This window comes from Sporosarcina sp. BP05, assembly GCF_014282005.1.
Lineage (GTDB): Bacteria > Bacillota > Bacilli > Bacillales_A > Planococcaceae > Sporosarcina.
The window spans coordinates 70,459-86,160 of the sequence record NZ_JACFTD010000007.1 but is presented as its reverse complement, the minus strand read 5'-3'; the positions used below and the strand labels follow the sequence as shown (position 1 = coordinate 86,160).

Annotated in this window: 13 protein-coding genes; all 13 read left to right on the top strand. The window is 43.0% G+C overall.

Going from position 1 to position 15,702, the window contains the following annotated elements:
• Positions 1 to 61: 61 nt before the first annotated feature.
• The 13 genes from H2672_RS10120 (at position 62) to H2672_RS10060 (ending at position 15,701) form a co-directional block, all read left to right on the top strand.
• Positions 62 to 1,309 carry a M16 family metallopeptidase gene (locus H2672_RS10120; protein WP_186671201.1) on the top strand — a complete coding sequence of 416 codons (1,248 nt, stop codon included), beginning with the start codon at positions 62 to 64 and terminating at the stop codon, positions 1,307 to 1,309.
• 217 nt (positions 1,310 to 1,526) lie between these two features.
• Complete coding sequence (locus H2672_RS10115; RefSeq protein WP_186671200.1) at positions 1,527 to 1,802, top strand: YlmC/YmxH family sporulation protein; 276 nt, start codon at positions 1,527 to 1,529, stop codon at positions 1,800 to 1,802.
• A complete protein-coding gene (locus tag H2672_RS10110; RefSeq protein ID WP_186671199.1) occupies positions 1,792 to 2,565 on the top strand; it encodes a dipicolinate synthase in 774 nt (257 codons plus the stop codon). The genes H2672_RS10115 and H2672_RS10110 overlap by 11 nt, the downstream gene beginning before the upstream one ends.
• A gap of 12 nt (positions 2,566 to 2,577) precedes the next feature.
• The gene (locus H2672_RS10105; protein WP_186671198.1) at positions 2,578 to 3,168 is read left to right on the top strand and encodes a dipicolinate synthase subunit B; all 591 of its coding nucleotides are present in this window, start codon (positions 2,578 to 2,580) and stop codon (positions 3,166 to 3,168) included.
• A 177-nt stretch (positions 3,169 to 3,345) separates the two neighbouring features.
• Positions 3,346 to 4,371 carry an aspartate-semialdehyde dehydrogenase gene (locus tag H2672_RS10100; protein ID WP_186671197.1) on the top strand — a complete coding sequence of 342 codons (1,026 nt, stop codon included), beginning with the start codon at positions 3,346 to 3,348 and terminating at the stop codon, positions 4,369 to 4,371.
• Positions 4,372 to 4,397: 26 nt separating this feature from the next.
• The gene (gene dapA / locus H2672_RS10095) at positions 4,398 to 5,288 is read left to right on the top strand and encodes a 4-hydroxy-tetrahydrodipicolinate synthase (protein WP_186671196.1); all 891 of its coding nucleotides are present in this window, start codon (positions 4,398 to 4,400) and stop codon (positions 5,286 to 5,288) included.
• 108 nt (positions 5,289 to 5,396) lie between these two features.
• Complete coding sequence (locus H2672_RS10090) at positions 5,397 to 7,064, top strand: ribonuclease J (protein ID WP_186671195.1); 1,668 nt, start codon at positions 5,397 to 5,399, stop codon at positions 7,062 to 7,064.
• 196 nt (positions 7,065 to 7,260) lie between these two features.
• On the top strand, positions 7,261 to 9,597 hold the full coding sequence (locus H2672_RS10085) for an FtsK/SpoIIIE family DNA translocase (protein WP_186671194.1): 2,337 nt from the start codon (positions 7,261 to 7,263) through the stop codon (positions 9,595 to 9,597).
• Between the two features lie 161 nt (positions 9,598 to 9,758).
• Positions 9,759 to 10,487 (top strand): GntR family transcriptional regulator, encoded by a 729-nt coding sequence (locus H2672_RS10080; protein ID WP_186671193.1) that lies wholly within the window; start codon positions 9,759 to 9,761, stop codon positions 10,485 to 10,487.
• A gap of 49 nt (positions 10,488 to 10,536) precedes the next feature.
• On the top strand, positions 10,537 to 11,610 hold the full coding sequence (locus H2672_RS10075) for a BMP family lipoprotein (RefSeq protein ID WP_186671192.1): 1,074 nt from the start codon (positions 10,537 to 10,539) through the stop codon (positions 11,608 to 11,610).
• Positions 11,611 to 11,893: 283 nt separating this feature from the next.
• Positions 11,894 to 12,964, top strand: a complete 1,071-nt coding sequence (locus H2672_RS10070) for a BMP family lipoprotein (protein ID WP_186671191.1) — start codon at positions 11,894 to 11,896, stop codon at positions 12,962 to 12,964.
• 144 nt (positions 12,965 to 13,108) lie between these two features.
• Positions 13,109 to 14,665 carry an ABC transporter ATP-binding protein gene (locus H2672_RS10065; protein ID WP_186671190.1) on the top strand — a complete coding sequence of 519 codons (1,557 nt, stop codon included), beginning with the start codon at positions 13,109 to 13,111 and terminating at the stop codon, positions 14,663 to 14,665.
• On the top strand, positions 14,655 to 15,701 hold the full coding sequence (locus H2672_RS10060) for an ABC transporter permease (protein ID WP_186671189.1): 1,047 nt from the start codon (positions 14,655 to 14,657) through the stop codon (positions 15,699 to 15,701). The genes H2672_RS10065 and H2672_RS10060 overlap by 11 nt, the downstream gene beginning before the upstream one ends.
• Position 15,702: the final 1 nt, after the last annotated feature.

Here is a 15,702-nt window from a genome sequence, read left to right as displayed (position 1 = left end):
TTCTTCTTTAATCAAATATAATAAATAAAATAGAATAGAGTTTAAAAGGGGGATTCAATGAATGATAGAAACACATGTATGCCGAAATGGCGTCAGAATCGTCCATGAAAAAATGCCGCATGTACGCTCGGTAGCACTAGGGATATGGGTCGGTGCAGGTTCAGGAGACGAGATGGAATCAGAAGCGGGTATCGCTCATTTTATTGAACATATGCTTTTTAAAGGAACACCGTCGCGAAGTGCGCGCACGATAGCAGAGGAATTTGACCGGATTGGAGGAGATGTTAACGCCTTCACATCAAAAGAAATGACTTGTTATTACACGACAGTACTTGGACATCAGGCGCCTCGTGCGCTATCAATCTTAGCAGATATGTTTTTCAACTCGAAGTTTGATGAAGCAGAAATTGCGAAAGAAAAATCGATTGTCCTTGATGAAATTGCGGCAGTCGAAGATGCACCGGATGACGATGTAGATGAACGGTTGTGGAGCGTTATGTATCCCGAACAACCGATTGGTAAACCGGTACTGGGTGATGAATCAACAATCAATACGTTCGACCGCAAAATGATCAATGACTTTATGGGGCGAAAGTACACACCAGAACGGATTGTTATTTCCGTGGCGGGCAACTATGATGATCGATTAATACAGCTGATTGAAGTTCAATTCGGTTCATTCAAACAGGAAGAAAAGATTGAACAGGCGTCACCAGTAACGTTACCTGCATTTCACGGTGGCAGTACGCTGAAAGAAAAAGATATTGAACAAGCCCATATCTGCCTTGGCTTTAATGGGCTTACTGTGGACGATAAACGAATCCCTGAGTTGATTGTGTTGGATAGTATTATAGGCGGCTCGATGTCTTCACGTCTATTTCAGGAAGTACGTGAAGAACGCGGTTTGGCCTACTCAATTCATTCCTATTACTCGGCGTATAAGACGACGGGCGCATTCATGATATACGGCGGAACATCTCCTGAGAATTTGAGGGAATTATCCGATACGATTGATGAAGTGATTCAGTCAATATTGGAAGACGGCGTTACAGAAAACGAATTGCATAATGCGAAAGAGCAGTTAAAAGGTGGGTTCCTACTAGGTCTTGAAAGTTCAGAAGCAAGGATGCACCGAAACGGTAAAAATGAACTCATTTTAGAGGAGCATAAATCAGTTGATGAAGTCGTAGCTCTTATCGACAATGTCGAATTAAGTCAGGTTTATAGAATGGCAAACGACATCTTTAGTGGGCAACGGGCAACATCGATCATTGCGCCAAAGGATGTTCTAAAAGAATTTATGAGTTGATTGCTCCCGCATTAACGGGCAGTAAGCCCCCACTCCAAGTCTTCGAGGACACAAGTAGAATAAGTGGGGGGCAACTGCCCGTAAAAGCCCGAATGGTTAAACTAATAAACAGTGGGGGATAAAGCCCCCCACTGTTTAAGATTAACTTTATAGCGTTAGTCAGTTTTCCCGTGTTCATCTCATATGATGGATGGAGACGTAGGAAAGGGGAATGACGATGCTACTTTCAGAACTTGCTCAGAAAGAGCTTATTCAAGTTGAGGACGGGGTCCGCTATGGTTTTTTGGCGGATACCGACCTTATTTTTAACGGGAGAACAGGGGATATTATCGGATTTGAAATAAAGAAGAAATTCGGTCGTTTTTCATTCAAGAACCGTCAAGAAGCTTCGGATGAATTCATACCTTGGCATGAAATTGTCTTGATTGGAGAACATCGAATTTTGTTTGGAAAAACGCATAGTATGGATGAGTTGGCTAGCGATGAAAGATAATAACTGGCTATTCATAGGAACGGACAGCAGATTGGCGGCTTGCGGAGACATAATGTTTGAAAGAGGATTTGCCACTCGCCACATTGGAACCGATCATTATACGGATGAACTTGGTGAAGAAATCGTGAAATATTCGCCAAGGCAAATTGTTTTCCCGATTTTACAAATGAAAAACGCAATTCCTCCTTTATTGCTAGAAGAAGGAGTGGAACTCTATACAGGCATTGCATCGGAACAGTGGTTGAGGCCTTTAAGAGAGGCAGGATTGTCACTCCATTCTTATACGCAAGAAGAGCAATTCATCTGGCAAAATGCGAAGCTGACTGCCGAGGGATTCATTCATGAATACTATGCACGCACTAAACGGTGTATTTCAGGGGGGCATTTCTCCATAGCGGGTTTTGGTAGGGTTGGCAAGGCGACAGCGCACGCATTGGCGTCTTTAGGGGCCGTTGTGACAGTCGTTGCCAGGTCCGATGATCAGCTCGGCGAAGCTAGTTACCATGGATATAAGATTGAACGTCTAACGGATGAGTGGGCCATGGAAGAGGGAACGCTGATCAACACGATTCCCGTAAAATGGCTTGCTGCACCTCAGAACCCTAGTGTGCACATTTACGACCTTGCATCAGCCCCGGGCTGCCTAAAGGCGCAGCTTTCATCTGAATACTATACAGTACTCCTCGGATTACCGGGAAAGCACTTTCCTGTAGATGCAGCAGTCGCTTTGGCGGATGCGCTCGAGAGAATGTATAGAAGATGAAAGGGGAACACGATGCTAAAGGGAAAGAGGATAGGCCTTGGAATTACGGCGTCACATTGTACGTATGAGGCAATCATACCGACTATTGATGCACTAAAAGACGCGGGAGCAACCGTTGTACCCGTTATCACTCACTCTGTTTTGACAGCCGCAACGCGTTTCGGAACTGGGGAAGAATGGATTGCACGAATAGAAGCTGCAACTGGTGAAAAAGTAATAGCTACAATTGTTGGAGCTGAGCCATTCGGTCCGAAAACGCCTGTCGATTGTATGATTATTGCACCGATGACTGGGAATTCCATGAGTAGATTTGCTAATGCAGCAACAGATTCACCTGTCTTAATGGCTGCCAAAGCCACGCTACGAAATGAAAGCCCAGTGCTCATCGGTATTTCAACAAACGATGCACTTGGTCTAAATGCAATGAATCTAATGAAACTGCTCAATATGAAAAACGTCTTTTTTATCCCGTTCGGACAGGACGATCCGTTGAAAAAACCAAACTCACTTATCTCCGATTTCACACTCATGGTACCTGCGGCAGCTGCTGCCCTCGAAAAAAGACAACTACAACCGTTATTAATTATTCACGACAAAATATAAAAATACAGGGCAGAATAATCGGATATATGATATAATTCCTCCAATGAACTGCTAACGATGTAAGGGACAGAAGTAATTGTGCTAATCATGCTGTTTTTTGCAACAATTTGAAAAACAGTATAAAACATGCATGTCCTGATTATTTATGCATCCGTATAAGCTGAAAGGGAGATAAAGATGAAAAAGGTTAATGTTGCAATAGTCGGTGCTACGGGAGCTGTCGGTACAAAAATTCTTGAAAAATTACTTGAACGTAATTTTCCGGTCCAATCAATTAAGCTGCTAGCCTCTAAGCGATCTGCCGGTACAGAAATTACGGCAGGTGGCCAAAACTATATTGTTGAAGAAACGGTTCCAGAATCATTCGAAGGCATTGACATCGCATTTTTCAGTGCGGGTGGATCTATTTCAGAAAAGTTTGCACATGAAGCAGTCAAAAGAGGAGCGGTCGTTATTGATAATACGAGCGCATTCCGGATGATGGAAAACATTCCGTTAGTTGTTCCTGAAGTGAACGCTGGAGCTTTAAGCGGACATACAGGAATCATCGCCAACCCAAACTGTTCGACGATTCAAATGGTGACTGCGCTCCAACCGATTCGTGACAAGTTCGGCTTGGATCGAATCATTGTGTCAACGTATCAAGCCGTTTCAGGTGCCGGTTCTGAAGCGATTAATGAATTAGAAAGTCAAAGTTTACAGTTTGAAAACCGTTCGAAAACGGAAGCGACTATTTTACCGTCAGCTTCAGCAGAACGGCATTATCCAATCGCTTTCAATGCAATCCCTCAAATTGATGCCTTCGATCCTTCAGGCTATACACTTGAGGAACTAAAAATGATGAATGAAACAAAAAAAATATTTGGCGATCAGAAATTGTCCGTGTCGGCGACATGTGTACGTCTTCCTGTTGTTACGGGCCATTCTGAGTCGGTTTATATTGAAATAGGTACAGAAGGAGTTACTGTAGAAGTACTTCAAAACTTATTAGAAAATGCACCAGGTGTCGTCGTCCAAGACAATCCATCTAAACAATTGTATCCGATGCCATTATTTGCAGAAGGTAAAGACGAAGTGTTTGTAGGCCGTATTCGAAAAGACCCAGAACACCCAGCGGGATTCCATTTGTGGATTGTATCGGACAATCTCCTAAAAGGAGCAGCACTCAATTCGGTGCAAATCGCAGAAACGCTGCTTAATTAACAAACAAAAGTAAAGGGCTGATAATTATGGAACTTGGACGCGTATCGACGGCAATGGTCACACCATTTTCAGCAACGGGAGACATTGATTACGACAAAACCGCAAAACTGATTGAACACCTGATCGCGAATGGCAGCGATTCGTTGGTTGTCTGTGGTACGACAGGTGAATCTCCTACACTTTCCGTCGAAGAGAAGGAAGCACTTTTTACGTTCACGATAAAAGCAGTAAATAAACGAATACCAGTCATTGCAGGGACAGGGACATTTTCTACAAAGGAAACCATCAAGCTGACACGGATGGCGGAACGGGTAGGGGCTGATGGTATTATGCTCGTCGCACCTTATTACAATAAACCCGACCAAAAAGGAATGTACGCCCACTTCTCGCTAGTTGCAGGAGAAACTAGCTTGCCGGTGATGTTGTATAATATTCCGGGGCGATCAGCCGTCAACATGCTTCCTGAAACGCTCATCGCTTTATCGAAAATAACAAATATCCGTGCGGTAAAAGAAGCGAGTGGCAGCCTGGATCAGATGGTTGATATTATTTCAGGGACGGATGACGGGTTTTCTGTCTATAGCGGAGACGACTCATTGGCGTTACCGACCTTTGCAATAGGCGGAAAAGGTATCGTATCCGTTGCCTCACACGTTGCGGGTAATGAAATGCAACAGATGATTGCTGCCTTCAAAGATGGGCGGACAGAACAAGCCGGTGCGATGCATAGAGCGTTGCTACCTTTATTTCGGGCAATTTTTACCGCACCCAATCCAGTAATGGTTAAATACGCGCTAAAAAAACTAGGCGTCGAAACTGGGGGAGTCAGACTGCCGCTGGTCGGGCTTGAAGGCAAGGATGAACACTTTGATAAAGTCTGGGAAAACTATAGAAAAAACCTTCATATTTTTAATTAATCGGGGCCGGTATCAATTACCGGCTTTTTTTGTTTGTACAGATAGCTTCAGTCCCGTATAATGAAATATAGTCGTTATGGACGGGAATTATTAATAGGAGGAAACAAAGTGACAAAAACTAAAAATGAACTAATTAGAATTATTCCACTCGGTGGAGTTGGAGAAATCGGGAAAGCAATGTATGTGGTCGAAGTTGATGACGAACTGTTCATCGTTGACGCGGGGCTTATGTTCCCTGAAGGAGAAATGCTTGGAATTGACATCGTCATTCCAGATATAAGTTATATCGAAGAAAATAAAGACCGCGTAAAAGGAATCTTCCTGACACATGGTCATGAAGATGCAATCGGCTCGATTTCCTATCTTCTGCAAAAAGTACAGGCGCCTGTCTATGGTTCTAAGTTGACAATCGCACTGGCAAAAGAACATTTGAAAGAAATGCCGGCACCCCAGAACGTTAAGTTTTTTGAAGTGACGAACAAAAGTCGCATGAATTTCAAAGGGACGTACGTAACATTCTTCCATACGACACACAGCATACCAGATTCACTGGGAATCGTATTCCACACGAGTGAAGGGGCAATTGTGCATACAGGAGAATTTAAATTCGATCAGTCTGCTAAAGGAAAGTATCGCCCTGACATTGCGAAAATGGCGGCACTTGGTGAAGAAGGCGTCTTCATCCTTATGTCGGATTCTTCCGAAGCAGAACGTCCGGGTTACACGACATCTGAGTCGGTTATCGAAAAAAGTCTATCTAAAACGTTCCACGGAGCAGAAGGTAGAATTCTAGTCGCACTTTATGCGTCGAATTTTATCCGTATTCAGCAAGTATTCGATACGGCATTGGAAACAGGTAAAAAAGTGGCAGTCGTTGGGAAAAGTCTAGAAAGTTACTTCGAAGTCGGCTTGAAGCTCGGTTATTTAACTGTTGACGATGACATTGTCATTCCGGTAAAAGAAATCGAGAAGTATGACGATGACAAAGTTGTCATTATCGTGACGGGTAACCAAGGCGAGCCGCTTGATGCGCTTGAGAAAATTGTCCGTAAACAGCATAGAGACCTACGTATCAAAGAAACAGATACAGTTCTTATTACGTTCACACCATCACCAGGAATGGAAGTTTCGATGTTCCAGACGATGAATGATCTTGCAAAAGCTGGCGCAAATGTTCTTACTTCAAGTAAGAATGTCCACGTATCCGGGCATGGTAGTTCTGAAGATTTGAAACTAATGCTCAACTTGATGCAACCTAGCTATTTCATCCCAATCCAAGGCGAGTATCGGATGCTTATTGCGCATTCCAAGCTTGCACAAGAGACAGGGCTTCAAAAATCACAAATATTTATTGCAGACAAAGGCGACATTGTCGAATATAAAAATAGTAAGATGCGCATGAGTGGACGTGTTCAAGCAGGTAATATTCTGATTGACGGCATTGGCGTAGGGGACGTTGGAAATATTGTACTCCGTGATCGTAAACTCCTGTCACAGGATGGGATCTTTACAGTCGTTGTCACTCTAAACCGTAAACAGAAACGCATCGCAGCAGGACCGGAAATAGTCTCTCGTGGATTCGTTTATGTACGCGAATCCGAAGAGCTTCTTGAAGAGTCTGCAAACCTTGTCAGAAAAATTGTTGAGAAGTATGTGAATAAAGAGACGTTCGAATGGACAAACATTAAACAAGAGATACGCGATACACTAAGTTCGTATTTGTATCAACAAACGAAAAGAAGACCAATGATTATTCCAATAATTATGGAATACTAATACTACAACTATATTATGTTGAATAATGACTACCTATATAAACTAAGCGAAGGCACCTTACATGGGGTAGCCGAAGCGGGTAGAATGAAATCTTCATTTTCAAGGTGTATAGAATCGATAATAAAGCTACAAAGGGTTTCCTTGCCGTCTGACCGGCGGGAAACCCTTTTTTGTAAAAAGGAGGTAACGTAAGAATATGTCACGGAAATCAGGAAAGAAGAAGAAAAAATCGACCGCGCAAAAAAAGAAGTCATCCGGGTTGCAACCTTTGATCTATGAAGTGATGGGCTTGGTGATGATTGGCCTTGCCATCATCATCATCTTTGAATACGGGATTGTTGGGAGGGGCCTCTCTTCTTTGTCTCGATTTATTTTCGGCAACTGGCATGTTGCAATCCCACTCCTACTTATTGTTCAGGCACTCATGTTTATGATTAAACAGAAAGTGGGCGGTTGGAAAAACCGTATTGTGGGCGGATTTTTATTCATCTTGGCAAGTTTCGTGCTATTTAGCCACGTCCATTTGTTCAAGGAACTGTATGAAAGTCGTGTTCTTATGACGGATTCAGCACTAAAAGAAACGTGGAAAGTACTTGTCATAAATGATGGGATCACATCGAGAAGTGGAGCGCTCGGGGGCGGAATGGCGGGGGCGATTCTTTACGCAATGTTCTATTCACTGCTCGATTCGGCCGGGGCAACGGTTGCAGGAATTTTATTATTTTTAATTGGTGTTGTTCTCATATCAGGAAAAGCATTTGTCCCATTTATAGCCGAACAATTCCCAAAAATACTTAAGTCGATGAAAGATTCATTTCCCAAAAAGACACCGCAAGTTAAAAAGACTTCGAGCGAATCAAGAACGACCCGCTCGAAGAAGAAAGCGGAATCAGCGGATGAACAATCTGTGCAAAATCCGCTTCCAATCCAGCCCGAAATCGAAGAGGTTGTGTCCCAACCAATTATTTCTGCCTTTAGTGAACGGATAGATAAGCCTATTCAGGACGAGCAGGCGGCAGTGGTGGAGGAGCAACACGAACATGAACAGGAAGTTACCATAGAAGTTAATGCTTATACAGGTGTAACAGGGGAAGAGGAGAACGAATCGTACATCTTACCTCCCCCGTCATTACTTAAACAAACGCCTATTATTGATCAATCAGAGGAATACAATTCGATTCAGGCGAATGCGCAAAAGCTTGAACGAACTTTTCTTAGTTTCGGCGTGAAAGCGAAGGTTACTGAGGTACATCTTGGGCCAGCTGTCACGAAGTATGAAGTGTTACCGGATACAGGGGTTAAAGTAAGCCGCATCGTGAGCCTTGCTGACGACATCGCACTTGCACTTGCAGCAAGCGGAATTCGTATTGAAGCACCGATTCCAGGGAAGTCTGCAATCGGAATCGAGGTTCCGAACAGTTCGGTTGCTGTTGTCAGTCTGCGGGAAGTAATTGAAGCAAAAGAGAATAATCGCCCGGATTCAAAATTAATGATCTCCCTTGGACGTGATGTAACAGGACAGGCGATGCTGGCAGAATTGAATAAGATGCCGCACGTTCTGATAGCCGGTTCAACAGGTAGCGGTAAAAGTGTATGTATCAACGGCATTATTGTCAGTATTTTAATGCGTGCAAAACCGCATGAAGTGAAAATGATGATGATTGATCCTAAAATGGTTGAGTTGAATGTCTATAACGGCGTTCCACACTTGCTTGCCCCCGTTGTCACTGATCCGCGGAAAGCATCTCAAGCGCTGAAGAAAGTTGTTTCTGAAATGGAAAGACGTTACGAATTATTTTCTCACACGGGAACTAGAAATATTGAAGGGTACAATGACCATATCGAAGTCTGGAACGGAGAGAATGATGAAAAGCATCCACGTATGCCGTACATCGTCGTTATTGTCGATGAGCTCGCGGATCTCATGATGGTTGCGTCCAGCGATGTGGAAGATTCAATCACAAGGCTTGCGCAAATGGCCCGTGCTGCTGGGATTCACTTGATCATTGCGACACAACGGCCGAGTGTTGACGTTATTACAGGAATCATTAAAGCGAACATCCCATCTAGGATTGCATTCGCAGTGTCATCATCAATTGATTCAAGGACGATTTTGGATGGCGGTGGTGCAGAAAAGCTACTTGGTAGAGGTGACATGCTGTTCCTTCCAGCGGGTGTCGCAAAACCGGTCCGGATACAAGGTGCGTTTGTCACGGATGCAGAAGTTGAGGCAGTCGTCGATTTTGTTATTGACCAGCAAAAAGCCCAGTACCAAGAAGAGATGATTCCAACAGAAATAGAAGAAGTGGCACCACATGAAGAAACGGATGACTATTACGATGAAGCAGTACAACTTGTGACGGATATGCAGACAGCTTCCGTCTCCTTGTTGCAGCGTCGTTTCAGGGTCGGCTATTCGAGAGCGGCACGCATTGTAGATCAGATGGAGATGCGGGGAGTTGTAGGGCCACCTGAAGGCAGTAAACCGCGTCAAGTGCTAATGAGTAAGGATGAATCGGATATTCATTCCTAAAAAGAATGGCAGAATAGGTCTATTTGAGTGCATCAAAAGAACACATTGATAATATTTTTTTGAAGTATTCTTTATTTTATACGATGAAAGTGATATAGTATGGATGATTAGTAGTGACGTTTAACATCAGAGGTCTGACCTCGTTGAAGGGGGGAGATGTAATGATGGTAAAGGCGGACCAAAGGCATCTATATGTTCAGGTGATTGAACGGCTGAAAAAGGATATTGAATCAGGTATATTCAAAGAGAATGAGCGGTTCCCTTCAGAATTTGAACTTGCTCGTACGTTGGGTGTCAGCCGTGCAACACTCCGTGAGGCACTTCGTGTGTTAGAGGAGGATAAAGTTATTGTCCGTAAACACGGCGTTGGCACGTTCGTTAAACCAAAACCACTATTTTCATCTGGAATCGAAAATTTATCCAGTGTATCCTCTATGATTCGCGATGCGGGGATGGAGCCAGGAACGATTTTTATGGACGTTTTAGAGACGACACCATGTGATGAAAGCATCGCGAAATTCGGATGCAGTGAAGATGATCGTCTAGTTACAATTAAAAGAGTAAGGACTGCGGACGGCGACCCGGTCGTTTATTGCGTTGATCAGGTTCTATCAAAAAATCTTTCGTCAGATACGGATGAATTATTGAATAACTCCATATTCGATGCAATCGAAAAGTCGGGTACAATTCATATCGTTCAAGCTGTGACGCACATTGAACCAGTTGGATACGATGATGAAGCTTCGTCCATACTAAGGTGTGGCGTCGACGTTCCACTCCTTGTCCTTCGGCAACACCATTACAGTGAGGAAGGCGAAATGGTCCTCTACTCGAAAAATTATTTCCGGGCCGATAAATTTAGTTTTCATGTTGTGCGAAAAAGGGTATAAGACGTTAGTACGTCCTAACTAATATGAAGAAAATGAGGAGGTTCCAAAAGTGAGCAAACGTAAATTTGGTCTTGCTTTATCGATGGTTCTTGCTGCCGGTACAATACTTGGTGCATGTGGAACGGAAAAAGCAAAGAACAACGAAGGCACAGGTTCTAAACAAGGAGCAAAAGAAGATACTTTTTCAATTGCAATGATTACGGACACAAACGGTGTTGATGATAAATCGTTCAACCAATCGGCTTGGAAAGGGATCCAAGAATTTGCCAAAGAAAACAACCTTGAGAGAGGTGATGGCGGCTACGACTACTTGGAATCTAAGGGCGACGCTGATTTTGAGCCGAACTTGAACAGACTTGTCCGCCGTGACTTCAATCTTGTATACGGAATCGGTTATCTTCTGAAAGATGCGATGGAAGTAATTGCGGATCAGCATCCGGAAACAATGTTCGGTCTTGTCGATGAAATTGCTGACAGTCCGAATGTGGTCAGCATTATGTTCAAAGAGCAAGAAGGTGCCTTCCTAGCGGGTGCTGCAGCTGCGCTAATGACAAAAACTAACAAAATTGGTTTCGCCGGTGGAATGCAAATTCCGGTTATTGAACGATTCCAAGCGGGCTTCGTAGCAGGTGTTGCAGCAGTGAACCCTGACATTACAGTTGACGTTCAGTATACCGGTGATTTTGGAAAAGCAGAACTCGGTAAAGCGGTTGCGAACCGTATGTATTCTTCAGGTGTAGATATTATATTCCACGCTGCTGGCGCAACAGGCAATGGTGTGTTTTCTGAAGCAAAAGAACGTAAATCAGCTGATAAAAACGCATCCGTTTGGGTCATAGGTGTTGACTCTGACCAATATGAAGAAGGACAAGTCGGCGATGAAAACATCACATTGACTTCTATGCTCAAGCGCGTAGACGTAGCCGTGAAAAATATTTCGGAACTTGCACGTGACGGTAAATTCCCAGGAGGCGAAGTGAAAACTTACGGTCTAGCTGAGGATGGAATGGCACTTACTGATTCACATGGTGCGATTCCAGATGATGTCCTTGCAAAAGTTGATGAGTTTGCGAAAAAAATCGCTGACGGTGAAATCGAAGTACCTGAATATCCGACTAAATAATAAAATCATGGAGGCTTGAGTAATCCAGCCTTCATGGATTTGTGTGAAGTTATAGCTACCATTATTATGTTATTAGGCAATCGCGAGGAAGTGCATCACTGGGAATGAGGTATGGGGATACTGAATCTTCGAAAAAGATTTAACTTGATTTGGCAGAAGTCCCCCACTTCATCCGAGCGTTAGTTAGTACTTTTCAACATTTATGTTTTCTGGAAACAGGTATTAGACGCTAACGCGTCCTACTATATAATAATAATAATAATAAAAACAGGGGGTTCGACAAATGAGCAAACGTAAATTTGGTCTTGTTTTATCAATGATTCTTGCAGCAGGTACACTACTTGGTGCATGCGGAACGGATAAAGCGAAAGAAAAGGAAGGTTCTACAAGCACTCCGAAGGAAGATACTTTTTCAATCGCAATGGTAACTGACACAGGCGGTGTGGACGACAAATCGTTCAACACATCAGCTTGGAAAGGAATCCAGGATTACGGTAAAGAAAACAATCTTGAAAAAGGCGATGGCGGCTTTGACTATCTGCAGTCAAAAGAAGACGCTGAATACATGCCAAACTTAAACAAACTAGTTCAACGTGACTTCGATTTAATTTACGGAATTGGCTACTTATTGAAAGAGTCTATTGAAGAAGTGGCTACACAACGTCCAGACAATAAATTTGCACTTGTTGATGAAGTTTCTGATTTGCCAAACATAGCAAGTCTTATGTTCAAAGAGCAAGAAGGTTCATTCCTTGCGGGTGTTGCAGCTGCTCATATGACGAAATCAGGTAAAATTGGTTTTGTTGGCGGTATGGAAATCCCAGTAATCGAGCGTTTTGAAGCTGGATTTCTTGCAGGTGTTGCTGCAGTGAAGCCAGAACTTAAAGTTGATGTTCAGTATACAGGCGATTTTGCCAAAGCTGAACTAGGTAAAGCACTTGCGAACCGTATGTATTCTACAGGCGTAGATATTATTTTCCACGCAGCTGGTGGTTCAGGTACAGGCGTTTTCGCTGAGGCAAAAGAACGTAAAAAAGCAGATCCAAACGCGTATGTTTGGGTAATCGGTGTTGACTCTGACCAGTATGAAGACGGACAAATCGGCGACGATAACATAACGTTGACTTCAATGCTTAAACGCGTTGATATTGCAGTTAAAAACACAGCTGAATTAGCTGCTAAAGGTGAATTCCCAGGCGGTGAAGTAACAACTTTCGGTCTTGCTGACGAAGGTATTGCACTTGCTGATTCGCGCGGAGCAATTCCACAAGATGTATTAGACGAAGTAGCAAAATACACTAAGCAAATTGCAGACGGTGAAATTGAAGTTCCAGAATTCAAAGCTAAAAAATAATAACAGAGATAAGCAATCATGAAGGCCGATTTACTTCGGTCTCCATGATTGTCCTTTAAATTAGTAGAAGAAAAGATACCGTTCAAGGTCTCTTTTCTTGTGTTAATTTAATCTTACATACGCAAACGCGAGGGAGTGAACCTAGTGGAATATGTTATTGAAATGTTGAACATCCGAAAGGAGTTCGGTAATTTTGTTGCGAACGACGATATTACCCTTCAGCTTAAAAAAGGTGAAATTCATGCTTTATTAGGCGAGAATGGTGCAGGGAAATCTACACTTATGAACGTGCTGTTTGGTCTTTATCAGCCTGAGGGTGGAGAAATTAAGGTGCGGGGAAAAGCGACTGCTATTACAGACCCCAACGTCGCAAATGGTTTGGGTATCGGAATGGTTCATCAACATTTCATGCTTGTTGAAAATCTGACTGTCACAGAAAATATCATTCTTGGTAATGAACCGAAAAAAATGGGCATGATTAATGTGAAAGATGCCGCGAAAAAGGTGGCTGAAATTTCGAAACTATATGGACTTGACGTGGATCCTTATGCAAAGATTGAAGATATCTCAGTTGGTATGCAACAGCGTGTAGAGATTTTGAAAACGCTTTATCGTGGAGCAGAAATTCTTATTTTCGATGAACCGACTGCATCTTTGACGCCGCAAGAAATCAATGAATTGATTTCAATTATGAAAAAGCTGATTGAAGAAGGAAAATCGATTATCATCATCACCCACAAACTACAGGAAATAATGGATGTGTCTGATCGGGTGACGATTATCCGCAAAGGTAAAGGGATTGGAACAGTTATTACTTCAGAGTCGAACCCGGTAGAGCTTGCAACATTGATGGTCGGACGACAAGTGACATTCAAAACGGAAAAAGGACCGTCCTATCCCGCTGAAGAAGTTCTTCGAATAGAAAACCTAGTTGTAGAAGATTACCGTGGAATTCAAAAAGTGAAAGGCTTAAATCTTTCCGTCCGTAAAGGTGAAATCGTAGGAATCGCGGGGATTGACGGCAATGGACAATCCGAATTGATTGAAGCAGTAGCGGGTCTTCGTAAAGTGAAAAGTGGGAAAGTGTTCATAGATTCAAAGGATGTCACTGGGAAAAAACCTCGTGAAATAACGGAATCTGGTCTAGGTCATATTCCGCAAGACCGTCATAAGCATGGCCTTGTTCTTGATTTCTCTGTCGGCTATAATGTGGCATTACAAACCTATTATAAAGAGCCTCTATCCAAAAAGGGAATTATGAATTATAAACTCGTGTCTAAGAAAGCAAAAGAAATTATCGAGATGTTTGACGTGCGGACACAAGGGGAGCATGAGTTAGCCCGTTCGCTGTCAGGTGGTAACCAGCAAAAGCTCATTATTGGACGAGAAGTGGATCGTAACCCGGAACTATTGATTGCAGCACTTCCAACGCGCGGACTTGATGTTGGTGCAATTGAATTCATCCATAAAAGATTAATTGAACAACGTGATAATGGCAAAGCGGTTCTTCTTATATCATTTGAACTAGATGAGGTCATGAACGTCTCTGACCGTATTGCGGTTATTTACGACGGAATTATCGTTGATACAGTTATTCCGACCGAAACAACAGAGCAGCAACTTGGCCTTCTCATGGCAGGACAATCCAGGGACAAGGCTGCTGTAACATTAACAGAAGGTGATGATAACCATGTCGAATAGGTTTATAAATTTACTGGTACCCATCATCTCGATTATTTTGGGATTGCTAGTGGGAGCGGCCGTAATGTGGTTCAGCGGATACGATCCGGTTGCTGGCTATATCGCGTTATGGAATGGAATCTTCGGGGATATGTATTCAATCGGAGAAACCATCCGGCAAATAAGCCCTTATATACTAGCGGGTCTTGCGGTTGCATTTGCATTCCGCTCGGGACTATTCAATATAGGGGTAGAAGGACAATTGATTGTTGGCTGGTTTGCAGCAGCATACGTCGGTATGGCGTTTGAATTACCGAAATTCATCCACTTGCCACTTGCCCTTATTGCAGCGGCATTAGCAGGAGCGCTGTGGGGATTGATTCCAGGTATTTTAAAAGCAACACTTCATGTACACGAAGTTATTGTTACAATCATGATGAACTACATCGCACTTCATACAGTAAATGCGTTGATAAAAGCGGTATCTGAAGGTGGATACAAGACAGAAAAAATTCATCAAACGGCATCGCTACGTTCAGAATTTTTATCCAATCTAACTGATTTCTCTACGTTACACTATGGAATCTTCGTCGCACTAGCGATGGTAGCAGTCATGTGGTTTATTTTAGAAAAAACGAAAACTGGATTTGAGCTTAAATCGGTCGGATTTAACGACCATGCTTCACAATATGCAGGAATGAATGTTAAAAAGAACATCATCCTTTCAATGGTTGTTTCGGGTGCTTTCGCAGGACTTGGAGGAGCGATGGAAGCCCTTGGGACATTTGGTAACATGGTAACACGCGGTGGCTTTACTGGTATTGGATTTGACGGGATTGCCGTTGCTTTATTAGGGGCTAATACGCCACTTGGTGTTATTTTTGGTGCATCGCTTTTCGGATCACTAAAATACGGTGCCGGCAATATGCCAAATGAGGCAGGAGTACCAATTGAAATTGTTTCCATTGTTATTGCACTTATCATATTCTTCGTTGCATCAGGCTATATCATCCGAGTGCTTCTTAGCAAGATGAAGAAGAAAAAGGAGGCAAAATGAT

Excerpts from the sequence above, each read along its gene's own strand:
- H2672_RS10120 (WP_186671201.1), top strand. The coding sequence starts at position 62 with ATGATAGAAACACATGTATGCCGAAATGGCGTCAGAATCGTCCATGAA.
- H2672_RS10115 (WP_186671200.1), top strand. The coding sequence starts at position 1,527 with ATGCTACTTTCAGAACTTGCTCAGAAAGAGCTTATTCAAGTTGAGGAC.
- H2672_RS10110 (WP_186671199.1), top strand. The coding sequence starts at position 1,792 with ATGAAAGATAATAACTGGCTATTCATAGGAACGGACAGCAGATTGGCG.
- H2672_RS10105 (WP_186671198.1), top strand. The coding sequence starts at position 2,578 with ATGCTAAAGGGAAAGAGGATAGGCCTTGGAATTACGGCGTCACATTGT.
- H2672_RS10100 (WP_186671197.1), top strand. The coding sequence starts at position 3,346 with ATGAAAAAGGTTAATGTTGCAATAGTCGGTGCTACGGGAGCTGTCGGT.
- dapA (WP_186671196.1), top strand. The coding sequence starts at position 4,398 with ATGGAACTTGGACGCGTATCGACGGCAATGGTCACACCATTTTCAGCA.
- H2672_RS10085 (WP_186671194.1), top strand. The coding sequence starts at position 7,261 with ATGTCACGGAAATCAGGAAAGAAGAAGAAAAAATCGACCGCGCAAAAA.
- H2672_RS10080 (WP_186671193.1), top strand. The coding sequence starts at position 9,759 with ATGATGGTAAAGGCGGACCAAAGGCATCTATATGTTCAGGTGATTGAA.
- H2672_RS10070 (WP_186671191.1), top strand. The coding sequence starts at position 11,894 with ATGAGCAAACGTAAATTTGGTCTTGTTTTATCAATGATTCTTGCAGCA.
- H2672_RS10060 (WP_186671189.1), top strand. The coding sequence starts at position 14,655 with ATGTCGAATAGGTTTATAAATTTACTGGTACCCATCATCTCGATTATT.